General features: G+C 57.8%; 20 protein-coding genes. 8 read left to right on the top strand and 12 right to left on the bottom strand.

Annotation, left to right across the window (positions count from 1 at the left end; genetic code table 11):
- Positions 1 to 92: 92 nt before the first annotated feature.
- Complete coding sequence (locus DPM33_RS37620; protein WP_342634350.1) at positions 93 to 626, top strand: CapA family protein; 534 nt, start codon at positions 93 to 95, stop codon at positions 624 to 626.
- 142 nt (positions 627 to 768) lie between these two features.
- Positions 769 to 1,185, top strand: a complete 417-nt coding sequence (locus DPM33_RS37765) for a helix-turn-helix domain-containing protein (RefSeq protein ID WP_425373538.1) — start codon at positions 769 to 771, stop codon at positions 1,183 to 1,185.
- Positions 1,186 to 1,381: 196 nt separating this feature from the next.
- Here the strand turns inward: DPM33_RS37765 and hxsA are convergent, their stop codons facing one another.
- The 8 genes from hxsA to DPM33_RS17775 form a co-directional block, all read right to left on the bottom strand.
- On the bottom strand, positions 1,382 to 1,921 hold the full coding sequence (hxsA, locus tag DPM33_RS17815) for a His-Xaa-Ser repeat protein HxsA (protein ID WP_112098759.1): 540 nt from the start codon (positions 1,919 to 1,921) through the stop codon (positions 1,382 to 1,384).
- A complete protein-coding gene (gene hxsC / locus DPM33_RS17810) occupies positions 1,918 to 3,018 on the bottom strand; it encodes a His-Xaa-Ser system radical SAM maturase HxsC (protein ID WP_112098758.1) in 1,101 nt (366 codons plus the stop codon). The genes hxsA and hxsC overlap by 4 nt, the downstream gene beginning before the upstream one ends.
- Positions 3,015 to 4,424, bottom strand: coding sequence for a His-Xaa-Ser system radical SAM maturase HxsB (hxsB, locus tag DPM33_RS17805; RefSeq protein ID WP_112098757.1), 1,410 nt, complete (start codon positions 4,422 to 4,424; stop codon positions 3,015 to 3,017). Before hxsB ends, hxsC begins: the two co-directional genes overlap by 4 nt.
- Positions 4,421 to 4,687, bottom strand: a complete 267-nt coding sequence (locus DPM33_RS17800) for a hypothetical protein (protein ID WP_112098756.1) — start codon at positions 4,685 to 4,687, stop codon at positions 4,421 to 4,423. Before DPM33_RS17800 ends, hxsB begins: the two co-directional genes overlap by 4 nt.
- A gap of 327 nt (positions 4,688 to 5,014) precedes the next feature.
- Entirely contained in the window at positions 5,015 to 7,087 is a 2,073-nt protein-coding gene (locus tag DPM33_RS17790; protein ID WP_112098754.1) for an ATP-binding protein, read from the bottom strand.
- 344 nt (positions 7,088 to 7,431) lie between these two features.
- Entirely contained in the window at positions 7,432 to 7,986 is a 555-nt protein-coding gene (locus DPM33_RS17785) for a toll/interleukin-1 receptor domain-containing protein (RefSeq protein ID WP_112098753.1), read from the bottom strand.
- An 18-nt stretch (positions 7,987 to 8,004) separates the two neighbouring features.
- A complete protein-coding gene (locus tag DPM33_RS17780; RefSeq protein WP_112098752.1) occupies positions 8,005 to 9,450 on the bottom strand; it encodes an SIR2 family protein in 1,446 nt (481 codons plus the stop codon).
- Positions 9,451 to 9,454: 4 nt separating this feature from the next.
- A complete protein-coding gene (locus DPM33_RS17775; protein WP_112098751.1) occupies positions 9,455 to 9,943 on the bottom strand; it encodes a TIR domain-containing protein in 489 nt (162 codons plus the stop codon).
- 377 nt (positions 9,944 to 10,320) lie between these two features.
- Here DPM33_RS17775 and DPM33_RS17765 point away from each other — a divergent pair, with 377 nt between their 5' ends.
- Complete coding sequence (locus tag DPM33_RS17765) at positions 10,321 to 11,289, top strand: DUF4917 family protein (RefSeq protein ID WP_112098749.1); 969 nt, start codon at positions 10,321 to 10,323, stop codon at positions 11,287 to 11,289.
- 483 nt (positions 11,290 to 11,772) lie between these two features.
- On the opposite strand, the gene DPM33_RS17760 is transcribed toward DPM33_RS17765, so the two are convergent.
- The 3 genes from DPM33_RS17760 to DPM33_RS17750 form a co-directional block, all read right to left on the bottom strand.
- Positions 11,773 to 13,182 (bottom strand): hypothetical protein, encoded by a 1,410-nt coding sequence (locus tag DPM33_RS17760; protein ID WP_112098748.1) that lies wholly within the window; start codon positions 13,180 to 13,182, stop codon positions 11,773 to 11,775.
- A complete protein-coding gene (locus DPM33_RS17755) occupies positions 13,179 to 14,369 on the bottom strand; it encodes an MFS transporter (RefSeq protein ID WP_167449121.1) in 1,191 nt (396 codons plus the stop codon). Before DPM33_RS17755 ends, DPM33_RS17760 begins: the two co-directional genes overlap by 4 nt.
- 114 nt (positions 14,370 to 14,483) lie before the next feature.
- Positions 14,484 to 15,374, bottom strand: coding sequence for a helix-turn-helix transcriptional regulator (locus DPM33_RS17750; protein WP_112098746.1), 891 nt, complete (start codon positions 15,372 to 15,374; stop codon positions 14,484 to 14,486).
- Positions 15,375 to 15,641: 267 nt separating this feature from the next.
- On the opposite strand from DPM33_RS17750, the gene DPM33_RS17745 reads away from it, so the two are divergent.
- Together DPM33_RS17745 and DPM33_RS17740 are read left to right on the top strand one after the other, a co-directional pair.
- Positions 15,642 to 16,637 (top strand): class I SAM-dependent methyltransferase, encoded by a 996-nt coding sequence (locus DPM33_RS17745; protein ID WP_112098745.1) that lies wholly within the window; start codon positions 15,642 to 15,644, stop codon positions 16,635 to 16,637.
- Positions 16,576 to 17,724, top strand: a complete 1,149-nt coding sequence (locus DPM33_RS17740; protein WP_112098744.1) for a LysR family transcriptional regulator — start codon at positions 16,576 to 16,578, stop codon at positions 17,722 to 17,724. Before DPM33_RS17745 ends, DPM33_RS17740 begins: the two co-directional genes overlap by 62 nt.
- Before the next feature lie 316 nt (positions 17,725 to 18,040).
- On the opposite strand, the gene pobA is transcribed toward DPM33_RS17740, so the two are convergent.
- Positions 18,041 to 19,210, bottom strand: a complete 1,170-nt coding sequence (pobA, locus tag DPM33_RS17735; protein ID WP_112098743.1) for a 4-hydroxybenzoate 3-monooxygenase — start codon at positions 19,208 to 19,210, stop codon at positions 18,041 to 18,043.
- Positions 19,211 to 19,528: 318 nt separating this feature from the next.
- Between pobA and DPM33_RS17730 the strand changes: the two genes are divergently transcribed.
- From DPM33_RS17730 to DPM33_RS17720, 3 genes are all read left to right on the top strand, one after another.
- Positions 19,529 to 21,133 carry a GMC family oxidoreductase gene (locus DPM33_RS17730; RefSeq protein ID WP_208648422.1) on the top strand — a complete coding sequence of 535 codons (1,605 nt, stop codon included), beginning with the start codon at positions 19,529 to 19,531 and terminating at the stop codon, positions 21,131 to 21,133.
- Positions 21,134 to 21,242: 109 nt separating this feature from the next.
- Positions 21,243 to 22,634 (top strand): NAD(P)/FAD-dependent oxidoreductase, encoded by a 1,392-nt coding sequence (locus tag DPM33_RS17725; protein WP_167449119.1) that lies wholly within the window; start codon positions 21,243 to 21,245, stop codon positions 22,632 to 22,634.
- A gap of 236 nt (positions 22,635 to 22,870) precedes the next feature.
- A complete protein-coding gene (locus DPM33_RS17720) occupies positions 22,871 to 24,172 on the top strand; it encodes an ABC transporter substrate-binding protein (RefSeq protein ID WP_167449118.1) in 1,302 nt (433 codons plus the stop codon).
- Positions 24,173 to 24,217: the final 45 nt, after the last annotated feature.

The following is a 24,217-nucleotide window of genomic DNA, read 5'->3' as shown; positions in this document are numbered from 1 at the left end:
CAGGGAGCTCAATTTCTACGGCACCGTATTCACTCAAGCCGCCAACTTCGGCCGCATGGTCGAAGTCGATCCAGGCAAACGCGAGCATCCATTTGTCCGCCATCCGTCAGGCGGCAGCGCAAGGCGATTTTGTGATCGCGTATCTGCACCACCACCATTGGGAACCGGGTTGGCAGGATGTACCGCTCTGGGTGCAGGCCTTTGCCCGCACATGCATCGATGCCGGTGCGAACCTTTTTGTCAGCCACGGTGCCCCGGTTCTTCAGGCCGTGGAAATCTACAATGGCTCGCCAATCTTCTACGGTCTCGGAAATTTCCTGTTTCACGTACATCCGGATGAGGGCGAATGGGATCCTCCGGAAGTCTGGCAGAGCATTGTCGCGGCTTGCCGCTATGATGCGAATGGGACGCTCGAAAACATAGACCTTTTGCCGGTCGTGATCGGCGAGGTAAATGAACGCACCGGATCCGAAACGGGAAAATTGGTTCCCATCCCCGCCGCCGGACACGTTGTGCGAGATATTCTCGAGGGTTTCGCAAGCCGCTCGCGTGCCTTCGGCACCGGGATCGAAATATCCGGATACGCCGGCAGGATAGCTGTGCCGCCTGCGCGAAAATTCGGCTGACACAAAACCCAGAACCGTTCGCGACGGATTTTCTACCCTATGACCTGTTGGAGCATCGAACGCGTTGTTGAAGCCTCAACGCTCTAGCCCGTCCCAGGCTGCGCAAAAGCCAAAGGCCGGGCGTGACCCTCACCCGGCCGATGTGCGTGTCGGCAGACGGATCGCGACGGTTCGCGTGCAGTCGGACGTATCACAGGCTCAGCTCGCCCGATCGATAGGAATCACCTTCCAACAGCTCCAAAAATACGAGACCGCTAGGAACCGAGTGAGCGCGTCCATGCTCTACGAGATTGGCAGGTCGCTAGGCGTCCCCGTCAGTCGGTTTTTCGAAGGCCTTCCGGAGAATGGTGAGAGCGGCCATGAGTCTTCACATCTACCAGTCGATGAGCGCATTGGCTTCATTGCCAGCGCAGAAGGTCGACGCTTGATCGAGCGTCTTGTTCGACTTCCTCCGCGAGTGCGTGCCCGCGTGTCCGCCCTTATCGCCGCAATCGGGGAAGAATTTACCCCTCAATGCGATGAAGATCAGGCAGACAGACGGCGAACTGGTACCGGCTAAGCGCAAGGTGGTGCGTTTTACGCCTCCATTCAGCCAAATAGTCGCTTTTGAAGAGCATCCCTAAGACATGACTTCGTCTGAAGCGCCAACAGAGAACTCTAACCAATACGATGTCGCGCCAGCGCGGATAAGTAGCTGATAATGCAACATTATCATTCGTTTTGCTGCGCCGACAAGCTGTGTGTTTTCGGTGAAATTAATCCGCTGTAATGCGCAAGGCGTTCAGTGTCTCCGGCGTAATGGTGCCGGTCACCTTCAGATTGTAATCCGACTGCATTTTCAGAAGGCCAGATCGCATCGCAGGGCTCATCTTTCCATCCAACTCGCCATTATAATAGCCGAACGACAGCATCGCGAACTGAACCTGGAGGACGATCTCCTTGAATTTGGCGGCGTTACCAGGAAGCATAACCAGAGGTGCTGCAGCCGGCGGAGGGGCAGTCGGCGCTTGGTAGGTTGGCGCGGGCTCTTGATACACCGGCGCTGGAGGCTGATAAACGGGTGCAGCAGGCGGGTAGTAGGTACCTCCCGTGGAAGATCGATGACTGCTGTGGGAGCTGTGGCTCGAATGCGAACTATGCCCCGCCAATGTGAATTTGTGATCCAGCTTGAAAATGTCGAACAACGATTTCGACTTGCCTCCATCATTGAATGGAGCGATCGGCATTGCGGTGCTCTCGATTGGCATGAAGCCGGCTGCGAGCAACGACGGAATAGTAAAGAGCCGCTTTCTCATGTGACGCCGAACCTTTCGTACCCATGCGCTTTCGGATGCCATTCGAAGAAGCCGCCGCAATCGTCAAGCAGTCCGCAACCAGCGCACTCCGAGACGTAGGTTCGCTTCCAGTCTGAAATCGTCGACGGAGCAAATGGCCTGTAGTTGGGCGGAAGGGTGCATAGCGGGAAATTATACAACATGGCGTTGATTCCGCGGCTGATGGCGAGATCGAGCGCCTTTCCAACTGTGTCAAAACCTCTGGAACTGTCGAAGAATAACGAGTCCCAGTTCTGCCTGCCGTAGCCGATGTTCTCAAGCTGCATGATCGCCCACTTGTCGACGAACGGCAGCGATGTCGTCACGAACCCGGCCAGATCCGCCAGGCCGGCTGCATTCGGCTTCATAAGCACAGTACGCAATTCGATTTTTGCGCCGGCCTGACAAAGGATTGACAGGCCTTCTCTGACTTTGTCGAACGCGCCCGGCTTTGCCACGATCCCGTCATGAACGTAAGGATCGCTCGAGTAGACAGGAACACCCCAAAGGACACGATTTAAATCTAGCTCGCCGAGCTTGGCCAGGTCATCGCGGTCAAAGTGTTGCGCGTTGGTCAGAACGTGGAAATCAATGTCAGGCCGCGCTGCCAGCATTCGTCTTAGGAATTCCAGCAGTTCCGATTTGAACAGCGTCGGCTCTCCGCCGGATAGACCAATCGTTGTGTTTTCTGGCGAGAGCAGGACTGCCGTCTCAAAATACGGCAACATGTCGACATGCTGCTTTTTCGGTGGCTGCGAGCACATCAAGCAAAGCTGGTCGCACCGTTCAGTGACAAGCAGTGTGTTGTGACGGGAATTTGCCCGGATAAGACGGTGTGCAGTCCCACGTCGAGGCACAACGAACAGCACGTCGCCATTTACATCACTGGCGTCTATTCCAAAGACACGGAGGGTTCTCTCTCCGCCCGAAAAGTCCGCACTTTCGCCGGTTGCGTTACCCAGTACCGCATCGAACGAGCTGAGCGTTGGCGTGTCGTGGGCAACGCCCTCGAAGGACCGGAGTCGAACCACATATGGATCGATCGCGTCAGTCTCGATTTTGAGGCGAAGCGGGATCATGCGTGGACCGGGACCATGTGATCTCCCCAGGACGGAACTCCGGCCCATTTGGCGACGGATTGCCGAGCTGCGTCGTCGCGACGCGTCATCACCTCTACGACTTTGTCGAATAGAGAAATATGCCGTCTGCAGAACCACGTCTCACTGCGAATGAGATCGATATGGCCGTCGCGCGACAAATCGTCGACGACGTCCGTGCCGCAAAAAGGCTGATAAACACAGTGGATGCAGTCGGCATCGAAATTGTTGATCGATGCACTGTTTAGAAGCTGCACTTTCTTCTGGTCAACGCCGCTGGCCACCGTTCCGATCGACAGGTCGACACGCCCGATGCGCGACAACATCCGGGCTTCGTCCGTCGGGTACAACTGCCCATCATGGTCAACGACGATGTAGTCGGACGCTGAGAAATTTGGATTGCGAAGATCGACATGATCGTCGGTCCCGGATCGCAGAAATCGCCGCAGGCACTGGCTGAAATAGTACTCTTCCACGTATCGGCCGGTTCGGTGATTACGGATAATGAGGAAATCGACGAAATCCGAATGGAGCGCATTCCATCGGGCGATCGCATTCGGTTCGTTCTTGCGGCGACGTGCAAAGCCTTGGTGGTTAATAGGTCGCAGATAGATCGACTGTATCCCGTAGTGCTCGAAGTTTTCTACCAGGTCCTCGAAATCTGGCGGACGCTCCACATCGATGGTTGGCAGGGCGGACACCTTGCCGGGACCGAGGCGCCGCACAGCTTCAGCCATGTTTCCGAAGAAGGTGTCCGTAGCCAGGCCGTCGCCAGTGCGCTGCCGGGTATGTGTCTCGTGGTTCCCGTCCAATGACGTGCTGACGAACGTGTCCGGCTGATCAAGAAAGGCCCACTCCACCTCGCCCATGCGCTGAAGGTTGGTGCAAACGACAAACTGGCTGCGCGGAAATTTCGAACGGGTGAAAGCCCGAATTTGCTCGAGGAGATCAACGCGAAGCAATGGTTCTCCCCCCTGGAATTCGATCTTGATGTCCGGGCCTTTCAAATTGCCGATGAAGTCGAGGGAGGCGTTCAATGTTTCATTGGACCAGTCGAAGCCGCGCGCGGCCTCAGGGGCCCGGGAAACCTGGCAATAGCCGCATGTCAGATTGCAACGCAAAGTCGGGACGAGAATGAGATACGAGAGCTCCTGCTGCTTCGATTGCCTGCCCGCCCAACGATAGGCAAAGGATGTCCAATCAGGATCGCCTTCGCGTTCAAACGTGTGTCCATTGCCTCGAAGAAATCTCAGGTCGTCGGGTGAGAGCGCATCGCGTGCGTATCTACCTAGAAACTCGCCGCTTCCGAGAAAAAAACCACCGGCATCGTCGCTAAACAGGAGCGTTCCGTTCGGGAGATCTCTAAATTTGAGTGGCCACACGGTCATCTGGCGGTGACCGCCCCGATCAACGCATGTCGCAGCGGAAGCGTTTCCGAGTAGATCTTCTCACGATAGATGGCGTGAAGGACGTTCTTTCGCAGATCGTCCAGCCTGTCCGGCGGAAGCTCTTCTACCTCTACGCCGTGACTGGAGGCCGAAAACCGCAGCGACGGATATTGGACCTGTAGTCGAATTAACGCGCCTTCCACAAAACACTGAAAGTCTTGTGGAATCTCGATTGCTGCCTGTCCTAGAAAGCGCGCCGCCACGTACCAAGTCCTCCCTCTCAACAAACTATACCTAAAACTCAAGTATGGGAATTAGTGCAGTTCAACTTCGATTTTTCGGTGAGGGCCGATATCACTGATGGTTGGGGTTGTTGCTGAGAGAGCGGCAGTTTTGCTCCTCATATCGGCCATTCAAGATATTTCCGCGATTTCCCAGAAGCTGCCATTCGGCTTAAGCGGTAGTGAAACTATAACTGAGCTCGTTTGGCTGGAGGCTAAGAGCGTCGTAGCCGATGCGCCGCAATCCCCCGATCGAAACGATATCCTGGATGTCTCCGTTCTCGCGGCGCGACCTTTTTCGGCCGAATTCTAGGGTCGCTCCACGTCCATGAGGTTTAGGCGGTCGAAGAAGACGCGGTTGCGACGCTTGGCATCCGCAAGAAGCCGGCCGTAGTCGATGACCTCGAAATAGATCCCGAAGGTGCGGTGATATCCATAATAGGAGCGTTGATCTGGCGTGGGCATAGCGTCCGACATCTTCAGCTCGGCGTGCATGCTAGCCGTGATGTCGCAGACGACGTAGGCGAAAGCGGGAATCTTGTCCCCAGCAACCGACAACGGCCGACCGTTGTCATCCTTGAATTGGCTACCCCGAATGAGCTGTATCTGTTCGAACACTTGTCTGAGTGGGTTGTCGTCCCCGGTGTAGTCGTCCCGCTGCGGTCGTTTGAACTCGATGACGGTGATGCTATTGAGAGGCATCCCATCGTCGGGCTTTTCGGAGAATGCAATCTTCCGGTCGAAGATGAAAAGATCCGGCCGCTTCCGCGATTCCGAGGTAAAATCGGTGTGGGAGTTTAAAGGCCGGTCCGAAGCGATGAACGAATGGAAGTTGAGGCGTTCGTCGATGATCCACAGGTTCTGTTGCGAATAGAGGATATCTTGGTCCGTCGCCCTCATCGGGAACAGGATATTGTGAACGGCCTCTTCGAGCGGATACTTGCCCGTTCGCTTGTCGTTGGAGAGGGCCTTCTCCAACAGCTCGATGATGATCTTGCGGTGGGATACGTACTGGGCAAGGGCCGAGACGCCGAGTTCGTTCGAACGTTCCATGAATTCCGACAGGCGCTGACGGTAGCCTTCGTAGTCGTCCTGCCTTGCTGCCTCGGTTAGTATGCGCGAACCTTCCCTTTTTAGGCTGACCTCGCGTTGATGGAGTTCTCGGTGCAGCGCCAACTCCATGTCCATTTTGGAGGCGTTCGGCGAGATTGAGTCTATGAACTGGTCTAGGTAGCGAAGGAGGGGTTTGTACTGTGGAGCTTCCGTTCGGACGTAATCTCGGACCCGCTTGGCTTTTGCAGCGTTAAGGCTGTCGATCAGTTCGGCCAGGTCCCGTTGTACGAACGCAAGGCATTCCGTCCGGATGTCGGACCGGCGCAGGTCTTCCGCTTGAAGCAGATCGCCTTGTCCGTCCTCCAGTTCCTCGCGGATGTCGAAGTCGGTGCGGAAATTGTTGACCCTTTCGTTGAGGTAGTCCCCTTGGACCACCGCGAGATAGACGAAGCTGCTTCCCTTCTCGTCTTGCAGCCGTCCGACGAAGTTCGGGATGAACTGGTCGAGCCTTTCGGTGATCACCGCGCGGGAGTTCGCCGCGTAGATTAGGCGATGCTTCGATGCGCGAGGCGAGTGTAGGCGAAACCCGTCGATGCGGAAACTTTGTCCGGCTATCTCGAATTTCTCGTTGTGCCCGCCGCGATGGAAGTTCTCGTCGAACACCTTGTTGAGGGACAGTTTGATGCCGCCGTCACGAATCTCGATCTCGGGGCATTCTGGCTGCATCAACACTAGAATAAAATGCTCGGCCAGTCGCTGCGCCAGTATCTCGATGTCGGTCGGGCATTCCTCGCGATAAGGCGAAAGGAAGCCCCCGAGTCTGACCGTAGTTCCTGATGTACCGCTATCGATTTGGGTCGCGCTGGCCACGTCGGGGTCGTAGTCGAAGCCGAACTCGAAATCCCGCAGCCAGTGACTTGGTTCGTCATCGCCGTCGTGAGCCTGGAAAGTCGTCCTGACGCGAACTGTCTGGAAAGCCTTGAGCCACATGAATCGGCCGAGGCCTTTCCCGCCTCGTTCGTACTTATGTTCCGAATACGCCGTGTTGAAAGAGTCAAAGTTCTCGTCAGTGAAGCCGATGCCGGTATCACTGATCTCGAAGCCGACGATAGGGGCGGTGTCCTCGCCGAGCAGGTCTTCGTCGCGCTCCACGACTATCGTGACACGATGCCGCCTATCGGACTTCGCGTCCTGAATTGCTTGAAAAGAGTTCATTACCGCCTCAAACAGCGGAAGGAGCGCCTTCCATTTCGGAAGCTGTGTCTGCCGGATCTGCCCCCTGAGGTTGGTTCGAAGCATTCCTGGCTGCAGGGCTGTGATTTGATTCATTGCATCCGGCCTATCTGCAACTTGATTCACTTGCGCTCCGCCTGCCTAGAAAGGCGCAATGCTATCGCCACTTCAACACAGTTCCAGCTTAGGAAGATTTTAGCAGAAAATTCCTGCCATGTATCCGTAAGAGAACCAAGGCCAACGCGGATTTGCACGTGTGCGTTGAAGCCATCAGTCCCTCTTCCGGCCTAAAATCTGACTGTCCGAAAAGCGTTTAAGTCAGTCGATCAGCGGACCGTGCCGGTATCGGACATTAGAGTGAGCAGCCGCAGGCGTTTGCGCGCTCGCTAGCTTTGATGTCCGCGGTCGTTACGAAGGGGGCCAGTGCACCTACCTCACACTTACGCCCCGGCCAGCCAGTCCTTCAACGTTTGGGCCGTATTCGCTGTATGGTTCCACACCATCCAGACTGATCCCGATTGCCCCTCCATCTCGCCCCAGGCGATACGGGGGTAGAGGCCGAGATACTCCCACGATGCCCAGGTCTTGTCGTTGGCTACGTCAGAGGAGGGGAATAGAGCGATCTTGCTGGTGGTCTTATAGCCATCTGCCACGCCCAATTCCCATGGCACCCAGCGGCTTTCCTTGCTGTTCTTGCTTGCTAACAGGATGAAGCGCTTGGTCTGCCTTATCCGCGTCTTGAGAAGCGAGGCGGTCTTGTCGGTGGTATAGGGGGGCATCTCGGGGTCAACTTTGTCGATGTATACCTTCGCGCCGTGGTTTTCGAGCACGATGGTCGCCCCGACCACCAAGTCTTCATCTTTGGTCGAATGCGACAGGAACGTCGATCCCTCCAGGGGGCGTTCCGATGCTGTCTTCCGAATGGACGCCTGTTCGGTCGCTGTCTTCTTAGCGGCGAATGCGCGGAGTTCATCGCTCGTTACAAATACCGGCATTTGGTCCTCGCCGCGGATTTACGCTTTCGCGATGCGTTTCAGGATGTCCGCCACAAGGGACAGGAGCTGTTCACCCGTCGCAGCAGGATCGGCAAGAGCCTTCAGCTCCTTGTCGGTTGGCCTCAGCGCAGCGGCGCCGGTCGAGGGCATAGCTGAGCCCAGGAGTTCGTCGGAGATAAGCTTCGCCGTCCCTCCCGTCGCTCCCACCGGCAAGATGAAAGCGCCGGCCGCGCGTGCCAGTTCAAACTCCTCGTGGACACCGGATGCCGCGATGATGTTGCTACCATCTCGCTTTGCCCCGCCCAGGAATACGACGATGCCGGAGAGGCGGGCGAGCTCGGTTCGTAGCGCGGTCCAATGCGTCTTGTCCGCGCTTCCGCCTGCGAGTGCTTGCGGGAACGCGCGCACGATGAGCCGCCGATCAACATCCCAACCGCCGCCATCGCGCAGGGAATCAACGAAGCCGGCCATTGCTGCTGGACCCACCAGGACACCCAAGCCACTGACAAGATCGCGGCCTGCCATACCGATCAGTCGGCCCACGCCCTCGGCAAGTCGGTACAACTCCGAAGACCCGCTGCCAGGTGAGTCGAGAGGCCAGCTTCCGCTCACCCACACGCGCATTGCGGCGACCTTGCGCTCGACTTCGCGCAGTAGGGCAGGCACCTCGTCATAGTCAGCGATCTCGACGGCTATTAACCCATATCGACCAAGATCTTTCGTCCAAAGATGATGTTGCGCGGAACGTGCCTGATATTCGTCGTCGCTCGCAAAGTCACTGCGCTTCGGCGGGCGAACGACAGCGAAATGCTCGGGCGGTGCCTCCGTAAAGCTCTCCCGTATCAGGGACAGGACGTGGCGGATATTAGGATCGGTAAGACTCAGCCCGACGAACAGCATCGACAAGCTACTCAAATGGGCTTGCAGCAGGGTGGTGAACGCACCCCGCCGCGAACGGTAGAGTTCATAGTCGTCGGTCGAGATGACAATGTCGTCGACTCGGTCGACCGAGCCATGCATCTTATAAAGACGCGCCGCGCCTGGCGTTGCCTTCAGGCTGAGGTCCTTCGCTCCGGCGACGACGTCGATCGGCCTGCCGATCGCCGCGAACGCGCGTTCCGTCAGCCGATCGTAGTTGGTGGTCCACAGCTGGCGCATCGGTAGCCGCGCCAGGATCTCCAGCGTTTCAGGTACGACCCGATTCTTGCCGATCTCCTTTTTGATGACATTGCGAACCCCGGTCGCGCCGCCGCTTTCAAGGATGTGCCACTGGGCCAGTGCAGCCAGGTCCTGAATGTCGCTGGTTCTGATGCCAAGTTCCTCGCCGATATCGACCAACAGGTCGGCCCAGGAGGGGTATCCCGCTGCCATAGACACGCCAGCGCCGATGAACACCGCGGCATTTCCCTCATGAAGCGCGGCCGGAAATTCCTTCAGAAAACGCGTTCTGCCGACGATAGGCATAGGTTCATTTCCCTGCAGCGCGTGCCGCCGCCTCAATCCAAGTCGCCATGTTGGTGTAGCCGTCGTCGTTGACCCAGTCGTACTGCTTATAGAGCGAACTGAGCGGCACCTTCCGGCCTCCCTGTTCTATCTCCCAAAAGGACAGCGGATTGCGACCTGGTGCATCGGCGCCTTTCTGGGGGTGTTTGACGTTGTGAATGTCAATTGCAAGCATTCCTTTGCCCAGTTGGTAACTGCGCTTGATCTCATGACGCACCCATTCGCGGTCGTAGGTCTCGGCACCGAAGAGAACGGCGGTCACAGACGTGCCCTTCATCTGCTCTTCGATCCACTGTTCGATACCGCCCGCGCGCCGCTTTACCTCTTCGAACTCGGCCTTGTCGTAGAATGGGGGAGCCTCCCCTTCAGTACGTACGACCCACGAGTTGCGCACTTGCACTACGCGATGCACATCGCGGTCGTAATGGAAGCTGAAAAAGACCTTTCTTGCCATTTGGTCCTCCCTTGATGCTGCATCCCTAACAAAGGCAGGCCGTATTGTCTTCGAAAACATGCAATCGAGCGACGGAAACTACCATTACACAGATGTTGCACAATATTCTGACGCTGAACTTGGCCTTGGCCTTCGCAGCGAATCCCAGCCACCAGGTTCCGCCGGATCCGCAGCCGTTCCCCGCAAAGCCTCAGCGCTTGCGCAACCGCTGCTTAGCGCGAGGCAGACTGCAGCGCGTTGGCCAGAATAACGTCAGCTGGGAGACGAGAGCCGACTGAAAGCTTATGTCGCCTTGATACACCGCTTGTTTGTACGTCGCCTAAGTGGTCAAAGAGCGTGGCCCGGAATAGAGGGCTTCTACTGGGAGAGACTACGCAATGCCGGACGTGATCGACTTTAATGATGCCATGAAGCGGACAGAAGGCGAGGATCGCGCGTTGCTGATCGGCAATGGCTTCTCCGCTCAATACTTCAGCTACCGCAATCTGCTCGACAAATCCGGCCTCGCAGCCGGCACCCCGGTGCGCGATCTCTTCGACGCTCTCGGGACGGTCGATTTCGAGGCTGTGGTCCGGGCTCTAGAAGGGGCTGTGCTAGTGGAGCGGGCATACGGGAACGCCGCCCATGCCGCCGACATTCAAGCGGATGCCCAGAAGGTACGGGAAGCGCTGGTGGAGGCGGTCAACGCAACGCATCCCAATCATCGGGAAGATTTAGGTTCGAAATACACAAGCAGCGCCGACTTCTTGTCTTGCTTCTCTACCGTGTTCTCGCTGAACTATGATCTGCTGCTTTACTGGGTCAATCTTGAGAAGCGGCTCCTCCGGGACGGATTCGGGCTGGGTAGGTCTGCTGGCTCCTTCCACGGCCCGTTCTCGGAGGACGCGTACTGCCATCTCTACAACCTGCACGGCGGCCTCCATCTCTTTGAAAGCGGAGGAGGTGAGATAATGAAAGCAGTCGACACTGGTTCTGGAGTCATCGCCACGATCACTGACGAGATCGCCAAGCGCGGCAGGTTCCCAGTCTACGTAGCGGAAGGTACGAGCAACCAGAAGATGCGCAAGATCAACTCGGTCGCCTACCTCCGCCATTGCCTGGACATGCTGAGGGGCAATTCCGCGGTGATGTTCGTTTACGGGCACAGCGCCGATGAGAACGACGCGCACATTTACCGCGCCATTTTTGCGTCTGAGGCGAAGCACATCTACTTCGGTGTCTACAACCCGGACGGCGACAAGCTCAGGGCGCTGGACGGACTCCTCGCAAAGTATCAGAAGACCGCCGGCTCCACGATCGGGTACACATTCTTCGACAGCGCAAGCGCGAAGGTCTGGGCAACTTGACGAGATTGGATTCTGGACGCATGCGAGGTTCTCAACCATCGTCCCGAGTTGTGGCGGACATGCTCATCGGGACACCTGCCCAATTCTACGTCGACCATCAATTCCACAGGGCGTCGCCCGATCCCTGCCGGTAGGTTCATGCCGGAGGCGATCGTCGCTGATATTAGGAAGGCTGCCGGGAATACATCACATCGGGGAGGAACCAGCGAGATATTGGCCGCTGTGCGCGGTACACCGGCCCATAACTGCCAGTCCGCTCTCGGCCCCGTTGCGGCCATTTCTGAACTCGACACTTTGGCTTTTCCAGCGCAAAACTGGCCTTGGCGACGAATGGAAATGTTCATGTGTTCCCGCTAAATGGAAGTCTGGAACTGCTTGCTTTTGAGTACTGCATCGTATCCGAATTCCTAAAGGCGCTCCGACCACTTGCGACCCCAATAGTGACGTCCGACTGAACGTCACGTCCTGCGCTTATTGATGTGCTCAGGAGAAAGCCCATTCCGCATCGGTGGGGGCGATCGCTTGCTCTCGCAACCGCCTGTGAAGTTCCTGCCAGGACGTATCCGAAACAAAGCTGGTCATACCTCCGCAGGCTTCTGTGAAAGACATCTTGCTGAAGCGATCGGTGAAATCGCCAGATGCGGCAATGTCATCGTTTCGAAATGAGTCGAAGAAATCGTCATCGCACTCAATTACTCGGTGTCCCCAAGCGCCCGGTAGATCGTCGGTCACGAGAGCTTCCCGAAGACCGGCATCCACGTCTGCCGCCTCGAGTGCCCGGCAGACGACATAGCGCATCAGGGGGTAGTAGATCGGCTGATGACTGCCTCCGAGCGCGCGGACGCCCGGCAGTACCGACGTGACCAGAAACATGAGGAGGAGATTTGGAATCAGGCTGCGGTCGGCCAACCGCGCGATGATCTCGGAAGCCGCGAAGCGAACCATCTTCGCTCCGGTTGCCGGATTGACAAGTTCGCCAGCGACCAGCCGCAATGGCAGGCGCCTGCCGTTTTGATAGAACCAGAAGAAGTCGGTACTGCGCGAAAGCCAGCCACTCCAGGGGCCGTCTGCAAGCGTGTCGATCTCGGCAAGCATATTCGAGGCGAGCCGTGGGTCTTCCAGCAACCTGGTACGCAGCCAGGAGTTCTCTTCCGACAGATGGTCCGCCACCAGATCGGCAATATCCTCGTCGTCGATCTGCAAGAAGGTGAAGCGGCTTCCAAAAAGTTTTGGCCACAGGCTGAGATTGGCTGCCTTGATGGCATGCGCCGGCCGCTCGAATTGGCCCTTTGGCAAACGGTTGTGTAGTAGATCAAGCGTGTCAGGCTCAGCGCCTTGTTCTGCTGGCACCAGTTCGAACCGATAGGCTCCGGGCCCGGTCAGAAGGCTATACCCGATCATGCGGCTTCGGGGGAGGCCGAAGACGTTGACCGGCTGCCTGTCGACTTTGAGCCAGCCAGGCCCTTTGCGTGCTTTTTCAGCGAGGCTGACCGTCGAAACGGCATAGGACAGATAAGTCGAACAGCCATGCGCCGAGAGGCCAAGCAGGCTAAGAATATGCGTGTAATAAGCTTCCGGGTCCAGAAGAAGAAGCAGATGAGGACCTGTCTGCAGCACGCGGCGCTGTTCGAATTCGCGGCAAATCTGCGCGACGGCATCGATGGACAATCCGTTCCGCTTCCCCGCGTTCTTGATCGTGCCAAGCAGCTTGGTTAGAGCGTGCCGGCGGATCTCCGGCGTGGCTTTCGAAGCCGGCGCGTCGAACAGTCGGGACGCATAGTCGCGGAGCGGGAGGGAATAGTAGGGTTGCATCCACGGGTAAAGCGCTGCCAGCGATCCGAGGACCGCACGCTTCGCTTCTACGGTTCGTGCTAGCTCGTCCACCTCAATCATTCCCCCTTTTGCTTTGCGAAATTGATGCTCAATACATAGACACCGGCGAGAAGGGCCACGCCGAAACCGAAGAAAATCGTCGACGGAAAAACTCTGTCTCCCAATACGGCAGCGATGCCGAAAATGATCAATCCGAGCCCGACAGCCAGACTGTGCATAGCACCCTTAGCTCTGCCCAAGACCCTATCGGATACACGCGACTGCAGCGTGACCTCGACGCTGACGCGGCCCAGATTGTAGAAGAGGCCAAGCGCGGCAAAGATCGCCAATGTCCAAGGCGCGGATAAGGGCGTCAGCGCCATCAAGGCGAGCGCGGTTGAGCCTAAAAGCATGAGGTGCAGTGTATGAGTACTAATCGTTCGTGTCAGCCTTGCTAGAAGGCCCGCTCCGATAAGCGAGCCCGCCGACCATGCCGCCTCGAGGTGGCCGAAATCGACGGCAGTGCCTTGCTGTTCTTCGAAAACAAAACCGGATCCCATTACGCTAACCAGCACTGCGCCTCCGTAGAGTAACGCGTACACGGCAAAGTGGCGAACCAGGTCGGTGTTGGGTACAAAGCTGTTGGCTGCGTAGACCCTGTCCGACGCCCGGTCCAATCGTACCCAACCCAGGCTGGCCGCTGAAGCCACGAAGAAGGCGGCAAGCACTGTGAACACCAGGGCAGGGGAGAGCTCATTGAGCAATGGACCAGCAAGCAGGGCTGCCCCGAGGCAACCGAACTGCACGGCGAAGAAGACAATGGAATTTGAGGTCGCGAGACCAGCGCCTCGAACCACGACAGGGATCATCGACTGCGAGGTCGTAAGTGCCACACGGTCGCAAAATGCGAAGAGGGCTGCCGAGAGGCAGATCGTTACGAACGCGTCCAGATAGAAAAACGCACAAGCGGTCACGAGCAGGACGACAAAGCGGCTAAGGTCCGCCGCGATGTTCAATCGTCGTCGGTCAAACCGATCCGCCGCCACGCCGGCCAGAGGGCTCGCGATAAATTCGACAACACTGACGATCGTAAGCACGGTGCCCACACTCGCGCTTCCGTACCCCGCTTCGACAAGAATCCATGCGGATGCAATGTAATAGCCATTTCGTCCCACAGAGGCCGACAAGGTGCTGGCCAAAAACCCCAGGACCGTTCGAGAAAGGACTGACGGTTTTTTGGTATCAGTGACTCGATCTGCGTTTGACATCGGCGGCCCACCCCCAACCATAGGGCCGTAGGTCAATACCCACTCAGGCGATGTCGGCTTTCCCGTGACGCTGGACTTTGCAAATCCTTGCTGAAATACGGCAGTAGTGCTGCGCTAAATCCTGCATTTGCGCCGAAACTCTATCGGATTCGTGCCGAAGCCCCGCTTGAATGCGGTCGTGAAATGGCTTGAGCTTGCGAAACCGCATTCCAGAGCGATTTGGGTTGCTGACAAATTTGTGGATCGCAGCAAGTCCGCCGACTGCTCTAATCGGCGCTGTGCGATGAACGCATGAGGCGTCATGCCTGTCGACTGCTTGAAGGCCCTGCTGAAGTGAAAACGGCTAATGCCGAGTTCCTCGGCAAGTTGGGTCAGTGTGGGTCTGCCGTCTGAGGATGCCTCGATCATTCCCAGCACCCGTTTGAGATCGAAGGTCGAAAGCCCCCCTTTTGCCACCTGATGACCGGTTTGGTTCAACCTGACCATTTGTACGAACAATTGGGTGACCTGACTCTCCACCATCGTGACGCTGATCGGATCGGGATATCTGAGCTCGGCGGCTATTCTCTGCAACGCCATCTCGATGGTGTTGTCACGAAATCCGATCCACGGTGGCATTTGTGCTGAACGGTAGGACGCCGATCCTTCGAAGGTCTGTTCGGCAAATTCCCGTGCTATCGACACAAGCAGGTATGATGCGATGGCATCGCCCTCATCCCAGCCAGTCCATTCACTCTCGGCTGGAATGTAGATTATTGAGCCGGGCCGCCTTGCCGAGAACGAAACCCGGCGCCCGTCGACGAAATCTTCTCCACGTCGCGCCACGCCCTTTAGGTTGAAGAAGAACATATGCCGCGGGTGGGCGATTCTTGTTTCCTGCCGCTCCAGGCCGGTCCTCCTTATCAAGTCCGCCCGCACGTCTCCCCAGCTCTCATACTGGTGAGCCAATGTCTGATGCCGCGAGGGGCGTATCTTGTCCGGGTCGAGGCAAAAACGATCCGCCAATCGATCCGACCTCCTTACTATGTAGTTCGCCCTCCTGTTTTTTGCCTAACCATAGGTTGTTAGACAACTCACAAATAATTCAGGGTTGGTGGAAGGTGTGCCTTCCGCGAAAAAACGGCAATTGAATGAAAGCCGTTTCTAGCACGCCGGTCTAACCATCGCCTCCGCCTGTACTCGACAATGAAATATTAAGCCAAGCTAATCTTTGTTTCCCCGTCGAGCTTTAGGGCGTCTCACCGACCAAACTTTTGTGGGAGGCACACTGAAATGCGAGGTCTCGACGATTTTCTGGCCGAATGCGACCATGGCCCGCGGATCAATGAACTATCAGGATTCTTCGCCGCGACCGCCGCCGGCCAGAGCGGGATGCCAATCCGGAAGCCCGTGGCAGATGCTCGGCTTCTCCCGAGAGATGAACTCCTTCGGGATCTAGTCGCTCTGCACGCAGCTCGACAGGGCTTTTTTGACCGCCACTACCATGGCAGCATTCCTTACAGATTGGAGGAAGAATGTCGGATGGCCCTCGCCGTGCTGAAATACGCGCGGCAATCTAGCGCCCCTCTGTCGCTTTACAGCCTCGGAACAGCGGAGGGCACCATGGCGAGAACATTGTCCGAGTTGACCGGTGGGCATATACGCAGCCTCTCCTGTAGCCCTAACGCGGAAAATTACAAATGCTTCATGGCGTATGGCGAGCCTGCAGACGCCGAGTTTTTCGTAGGCCCCTTCCATCGATTGACCAAGGACGTGCTCGGTTCAGAAGCCCGGCTCGCAATGTTTGGGCCAGGATTTGATGTCATTCTGGAAGACACCACCTTCCAGATGTACTCGCCGAACCGGTCAAAGCAGATCGAGTTTGTCGCCCAGCACCTGAAGGAGGGAGGCATCTTCGTCTTTGTCGAAAAATTCAGAGCGATCGACGAGGGCGAATACATGCGCCGCGAATGGCAGAAGGATTTCGGGTTCAAGGCGCGATACTTCCCGCAAGAGGAAATCGAGAAAAAGAAGGCGGCTGTCCTCACGACAATGTTCAACAATGAGGTGACTCTGTCAGAGATGTCGCACGCAGTGAGCGGGCATTTCAAATACTGCGTCATGACGTGGAACAGCGGAAATTTCTGCAGTCTTGCGGCGAGCAACAGCAGGGAAAACCTCGACCGATACGTATCACAGATGTCAGCGCCGGCCATTCCGCACGAATATGTCTACGAGACCAGCGTTTCTCCCAGGACCACGACCGCGGCAACAGAAGTTTCAGTGTGACCCCGCCATCAAATGGGGCCGGCGTCAATGCACCTTTGCTGGCGCGCGAGGCTACTGTTGCGTGGGCTTGGCCCTCACGGATGAACGATCTGATCGCGTCGGGCTGAACGGGAATCATCCACCTCGATATGCAAAAAGCCAAAGCGACATGACGCGGAACGGGAACGCTCTCCAGCTACTGACCTACGCCTTTGCAGCCATGGATCACCGTAGTCTGCGTCAGGCGGCAAGAGCCCTGAGGGTCCAGGAATCCTCGGTGAGCCGCAACATCGTCAAGCTCGAACAGCTTTTGGAAATGCAATTGTTCGATCGAAGCGTGCGCGGTGTTCAGGTGACCGAGACCGGCCGCGCCTGGATCGAAATTGTGCGGGCTCACTACGAAGGCTTGCTGGATGCTTTCACAGAGCGTGGTTGCGAAAACCAAGATGCCAAGACGATCAGGATTGGATTGTGCTGGGTAACAGCAGGGGAATTCCTCAAGCGCCTCATCGATCGTTTCAAAGCACTGTATCCGGAGGTAAGGCTGACCATTGAGGATGTTCCAACGGGGCAGTGCTTGGCAGCCATCCGCCGCAGGCGCTTCGACATTGTGTTCACACAAGACATCGGCAGCGTCAGATCCTGTAGCAGCCAGGTGTTTTGGCGCGAGCGTCTTTTCGTGCTCTTGCCGTCTTGTCATTCACTCGCCAAGAAGCCAGTAGTCGAATGGGCCGACCTTGCGGATATGTCTTTGCTCGTTCCGGTGGGACTGGAAGGACCACCATCGGATCTGTGCTTACTCGAGCGTATCGCAGCCGATGGCGGCCCGGCTTCTCAAAGGTGTCTTGCGAACCCGGCGACGATCATCTTCAAAGTGCAACTCGGGCAAGGCGTCACATTCGCCGACGAAAGCTATGCCAGGACGGTCGTTATCGAGTCCGCGACTTGGAAACCGCTCGCGGGGCAAAACAGTGTCACCTCAATCAGGGCTGTCTGGCTCGACTCCAATCCAAAGCGGTCAGTGCTCCGGTTAGTTGCGATGGCCAGGAATATGGCTGGGAGAACGACAGGCATCAACGAGACAGGGGCGGGTCGAGACCCTCGCTAGTCAGCGATGCGGATTTGCGGCGGGAAGGACCCTATCTCGAGGTCGAAAGGCAAGCGCGTTACCGCTATTTGGCTCGGCAATACTGGCGGCGGCTCGAAGGACCGGCATGGGGCAACATCGGGGCGCGATATGCATCGCAGCGGACCGCTGGTGGACGGCATTCTGACACAAGAGTCTCGACCGCCTTGTCGCGTCTCCTCCGATGGCCTTCGGCTTCACGACGGAGATGTCGGCCTCGATCACCCCCTCGTCTAACGGAACTCCCGGAGATACAGCAATTAATGGCGTCAGTCGCGAAAAAGGCTCGGCGGCTAGTTTAGAACGGAAGGCCGACATAATTTTCCGCAAGCGCGGTCGACGCGGCGCGTGAATGGGTGAGATAGTCGAGTTCCGCCTCATGGATCTTCTGCTCGAAATCGCTGGTGTCAGGAAAGCGATGCAGCATCGTCGTCATCCACCAGGAGAAGCGGACAGCCTTCCAAACGCGGGCAAGTGCATTCGGGGAATAGGCGTCCAGCGCGGCGCTGGAGCGGTCCTGATAGTGCTCCGCCAGCCCAAGGAAGAGATAGTGAACGTCGCTTGCTGCGAGATTGAGCCCCTTCGCGCCGGTAGGCGGCACAATATGAGCGGCGTCGCCAACCAGGAAAAGGTGGCCAAAGCGCATGGGCTCAGCAACGAAGGAGCGCAGAGGCGCGATCGACTTCTCGAAAGAGGGTGCGGTGAGCAGCACCTCAGCATGATGAGCAGGCAAGCGGCGGCGCAGCTCCTCCCAGAAACGGTCGTCGCTCCAATTCTCGACTTTGTCGTCCAGCGAACACTGGACGTAATAGCGGCTGCGCGTCATTGACCGCATCGAGCACAGCGCAAAGCCGCGGCGATGGTTGGCATAGATCAGCTCGTGATGGACCGGAGCGACATCAGCGAGCAGGCCGAGCCATCCGAAGGGATAGATCTTCTCAAAGCAGCGGATCGCCTTTGTCGGGACGGATTTGCGGCTGGCGCCATGGAAGCCGTCGCATCCTACCACGAAGTCGCAATCGATGCGGTGCGTGACGCCGTCCTTTTCGTACGTGACATAGGGGGCTGCCTCGAAATCGCGCGGGCGGACGTTGGCGGCCTCATAGATGGTCAGGCAATTGCCGCTTTCGCGACGCGCCATCAAATCACGGGTCACTTCCGTCTGTCCGTAGACCATCACCCGCTTGCCGCCGGTGAGACCAGCCAGGTCGATCCGATGATCGCGGCCGTCGAAGGCGAGCGAAAAGCCGTCATGTGGGAGCCCCTCGGCGTGCAGACGGGTCGCCGACTGCGCCTTTTCCAGCAGCCGGACGGTGCCTTCCTCCAGTACGCCTGCACGTACACGGCCGAGGATGTGGTCCTTTCTGACGCGATCGAGGATGATGTTGTCGATGCCTGCCTCGGTCAGCAATTGACCAAGCAAAAGGCCGGATGGACCGGAACCGATAATGGCGACCTGGGTACGCATCGCTCTCCTCTCGCGCTATCTTCCGTTGAATTCTGCGCGGCCGTGAAGGTGGTCACAATGGACATTTCAGCCAAGAAACTGCAGAAACCGAACATTGCGAGGGAAAAGACCCATGCCCGACGGAGTGCCCACTTAGGCCGCTTTGCCTGCTGCCCACGCGCTGCCGTCGGTAAATGTCCAATAAACCGTCAGATCTTTCCATTGCCGCCGCCATCGCCATCTGGTTGGTAAGACAAAAACGCGACCCGTATGCTGCAGGTTAAAGGCCAACCGGCCCGATCGGCTCCCTTGCGATATCGATGGAAGGCTGACGTTGCTATGCAAGATGACGTCTATGACGCCGTAATTGTCGGCTCCGGGCCTTCCGGAGCGGTGACGGCTCACACGCTCGCCGGCGCAGGCCTCCGGGTCATCTGTCTTGAGCAGGGCGACTATGCGCTCCCCTCGGACTATGCCGCAAACTATGAAATGTGGGAGCTCGTGGCTCGGGGGCATTGGCAGGTAGAGCCTAATCGCCGGGGCAACCCGGCCGATTACCCAATGAACGTCCTGGAGACAGACCTGGCGCCATCCATGTACAACGCGGTGGGCGGGTCAACGATCCACTACAGCGCGCTCTGGTCGAGACTTGCGCCATCCGATTTCCGGGTCCGGACACTCGACGGTGTCGCTGACGACTGGCCGATCTCCTACAGCGAGCTCGCTCCCTTCTATAACGAGGTCGACGATTTTATCGGTGTATCCGGCCTGGAAGGCGACACGGCCTATCCTGACGGGCTGTCGCCGAAGCTTCCCCCGATGCCTCTTGGCAAACTTGGCCTGAAGGCCGCGGAGGCCATGAACAAGCTCGGCTGGCACTGGTGGCCTCATGCGAATGCGATCCCGAGCCAGAAGATCGGCACACTTTCGGCGTGCGCGCGCTGGGGCACTTGCATCCAAGGCTGTCCCGAAGGCGCGAAGGCATCGTTCGACATGGCCTACTGGCCCACGGCAATCAAAGCCGGCGCCAAATTGGTCACCGGGGCCCGCGTCTCGGAGATTACCGTCGATCAGAGCGGTGTCGCCACGGGCGTCCGTTGGATCAGCAAGGGCGAGGTGCATCATACCCGGGCCAAGCAGGTCGTCGTCTGCGCCAACGGCATCGGCACGCCGCGATTGCTCCTGCTTTCGGCGAGCGAGCGGCATCCGCAGGGCCTTGCCAACTCATCCGGCCTAGTGGGCAAAAACCTGATGCTGCACCCGAACTGTACCGTCATCGGCTATTACGAAGAGGATCTGGAATCGTGGCGCGGTCCTGTCGGCTCCGTCATCAGCTCGATGCAGTTCTTCGAAACCGATCGCTCCCGCGGCTTTGTGCGCGGACCGAAGATGCACGCCTGCCCGACGCCCGGGTTGCTGTTCAACGGCATCGATCCTCACAGGCTTCTGCCGTTCGATGAGCTTTGGGGCTCCAGTTTTCACCAGGTCATACGCGATTCACGGAACGCGATCTTCTTTGGCGCGAACATCGACGACCTGCCGGAGGAAAGCAATTGCGTCACGCTTGATCCGGACTTGCGCGACGGCGATGGCATCATCGCGCCGAAAATCCGTTATCGCTACAGCGAAAACACGGTGAAGATGCGCAACTATGTTATGGAGAAGCTTGTGGAAATCCATAGGGTGACGGGCGCGAAGAAGTGCATCGAAATCGTTGAGCTGAAAGGTGAGCCCGGGCATCTGCTCGGAACCGCCCGGATGGGGAATGATCCGAAGACGTCCGTCGTCGACGAATATGGACGCGCCCACGACGTCCCCAATCTCGTCATTTCCGACGGCAGCATATTCGTAACCGGCGGCGCTGCGAACCCGACCAGCACGATTACGGCGCTCGCGCTTCGCAATGCGAAGAAGCTCGTTGAAACTTTGCGCGCAGCAAGCTGAGCGTGATTGCCGTTCCGGCGCGCTTACAGGCCAAGCGCGAAGCCGGCTTCTCCCCGCAATTGTGCCGGCCAGGGTGGATCGGCCCTTCGGCTTGTTCTTCACATCGACTTTGAAAGCCGAACTCCTCGCGAACACTCAACGCGAACTCTTCTGCGGCGAGCCCACAAAGGACTTCACGATGTCCACCCCCAACCTGGATACCTCTTCGATGGATCCTGTGCTTTGGAGCAAGACCCTCCTAGAGCCGGCGATCCGCTTCCCCAGGCTCGAAGAAGATCAATCCGCCGACGTCGTGGTGGTCGGAGCCGGATTTTGCGGTCTGAACGCCGCAATACACGCCGCTCGCAATGGCGCGAGCGTCGTCCTCGTGGACGCGCGAACGGTCGGCAGCGGTGCTTCAGGAAGAAACGGCGGCAACAGCATACCCCAGTTTCCGGGAACGATGACGCCTTCAGATGTCGCCTCGATTCTTGGAAGCCGCAAGGCGCGGGCGCTCGCGGAACTGGTCGTCGCCGGCTCGGACATGGTTTTCCGTCAGGCGGCCGAGCTTCAGATTAATTGTTCCCAAGCACAGCATGGCTGGATGCAGCCGGCGCATTCGCAACGCTCCCTGTCCAGGGTCCGGCGATCCTTCGAGGAATGGCAGGCTTTCGGAGCGCCAGTCGAGTGGCACTCCGCCGCCGACGTACACGACCTTCTCGGCGCCGCCGGCTATATCGGCGGCTGGTCGAATCCGACCGGCGGGTCTCTCAACCCCTACGGCCTGGCGCTTGGACTCGCCAAGGCGGCGCAGAAGGCGGGGGTGAGAATTTTCGAGAACACGGCAGTCCGGCGGATCGAGCACGCGAATGCCTCGCCGGTTCTGGTCTGCAGCGAGGGGCGGATCAAAGCGGGCACCGTCCTCATCGCCACCGGCGGGTATACCGACGACGCCTTCGCGGGCGTGCAGCGCTCGGCAATTCCGGTTTACCTCTATCAAGTTGCGACCAAACCACTGCGTCCGGAGCTTCGGGAACACATCATGCGAACCATGATGTGCTTTTCCGATTGCCGTAAGTCAGGCGGTTTCGGCAGGCTCGATGCCGAGGGGCGGATCATCACCGGAGGGGCGGTGTTCGCACTCGGCGTCGGCCAACGATACGGCGTGAACCATTGTCGAAATCGGCTCAAGCTTCTCTACCCGCAACTGACGGATCAGGACCTCGCCTTCGAGTCCTATTGGGAGGGGTTTTGCGCGATCTCCGAGACGAAGCTCCCACATGTGCTCAGACTCGGAGCCAATATCTTTTCCATCACGGGCTTCTCGACACGCGGCGTCAACCTGGCTCACAGCCTGGGTCGGCTTCTGGGTGAGTTCGCGGCTGGGAGAAAAAGGTTGGACGATATACCGGTGGCGCTTTGGGAGCGGCGGCGGGATGTCGCCTACTGGTATCTAAAATCGCACGCTGCGCGATATGCGTTTCCATGGTTTCAAGTGCTGGACCGAATAGGTCTTTCATAGCAGGGGCCACCTCGCATGTTGAGCGGTTTGTCCAACACTTTGTTGGATATTGCCATTGTCGATCGGGATGGCCAATGGTTTTCTCCTCCTACAGAAGCGACGACGGAGCTCCTGGGGAAGCTCCTGTAAAAACGGCACTCACCGCTACAGCGCCACCGAGCGCTGGGGAAGAGCAGCCTTTCGCGTCGTAAAAGCCACGCAGTTAGAAACCGCATGGAACAATGGAGGAGGTTTACGTGATCAAAGGCTTGAATCATCGAAGCATGAGTCGCCGATCGGCCCTGAAGGCCGCCGCAGGGTTGGTCGCAGCTTATAATCTCGGTTTGTCCGGCGCACGTGCCCAAAGCGGCAAGAGCCTGAACATTCTCAACATGAACCTGCTTTTCAGCGACGTACTGGCGAACCAGATTGCGAAAGCTTATACCGATGCCGAGATCAGCGCGGATCCGGTTCCTCAGAACGAGCAGTATGAAAAGCTGCTCGTCGAGATGTCGCAGGGTTCCTCCACCTACGATCTTCTGGTTTTGGACGCCTTGTTCATCCATCAGGTCCTGGGCAACAAGTGGGTGCAATCCGTCGATGATATCAAAACGAATGATTCATCGCTTCCGGCACTGCAATATGAAAACCTTTTCCCGGAAGCTCTGAAATACGTCCAGAGCGACGGAAAGCGTTACGGTATTCCGCTTACATTCTCGACCCCAATTTTCGCCTATAGAAAGGACCTATTCGAGGAAAAAGGCCTGTCGGTCCCCACGAACTGGGACGACTATCGGAAGTGCGCCGAGGCTCTTCACTCGGGCGACGTCGCTGGCAATATCCTGCTGCTCGGCGGTCAGGACGCGCACATGTCGGGTGATTGGGCAACCCGCTTGATGGGTATGACCAAGCTTGGACCGGAAGACGATGGTGTGCTGGACGCCAAGAACCAACCAATCTTCAACTCCGAAGGCCAGGGCGTAAGGGCGATCGAGCGTCTCAAGGAAGTGCTCCCCTACGCCCCCAAGGGCGCACAGGGACTGGATTATCCTGACGGCATCTCGCTGTTCTCGCAGGGCAGGGCTGCGATGTTCATCAGCTGGTCCGATGTATTCGCCGGGCTGGAGACCGGACCGTTGAAGGGCAAAATCGGATACGCCGCCGTTCCCAGCGAGAAGTTCCAGCAGCAGATGACCGGCGGCATGTCACTGGGCATCAGCGTCAATTCGGCGAACCAGGCCGAGGCCTACAAATTCCTCGATTGGATGCTCAGGGGTGAAGGCTACCGACTCCTGCTCGAAAATGGCGAGACGAACCTTGTGTACAAGTCGCAGCTCGAAGACCCGGCCGTGCGCCAAAAAATTCCGTCCCTGAACGTCTATGAGGACTTCAAAAAGCGCGGCACCACCACGATCGCTTTGCCTCCTTATCGAGTTCCCAACTCGGTCGAAGTGCAGCGCGTACTATATGAGGAGATCCTGGCCGCCATGCTCGACAGGAAGACCCCGCAACAAGCGATGACGGACGCTGAGTCCCGCGTTAAATCCGTCATTCGCTGACCACACGAACCGATCTAGAGGAATGGCCCCGCTGGGTCATTCCCC

This window comes from Mesorhizobium hawassense (assembly GCF_003289945.1).
GTDB classification, from domain to species: Bacteria; Pseudomonadota; Alphaproteobacteria; order Rhizobiales; family Rhizobiaceae; genus Mesorhizobium; species Mesorhizobium hawassense.
This window is presented reverse-complemented; position numbering and strand designations above follow the sequence as displayed.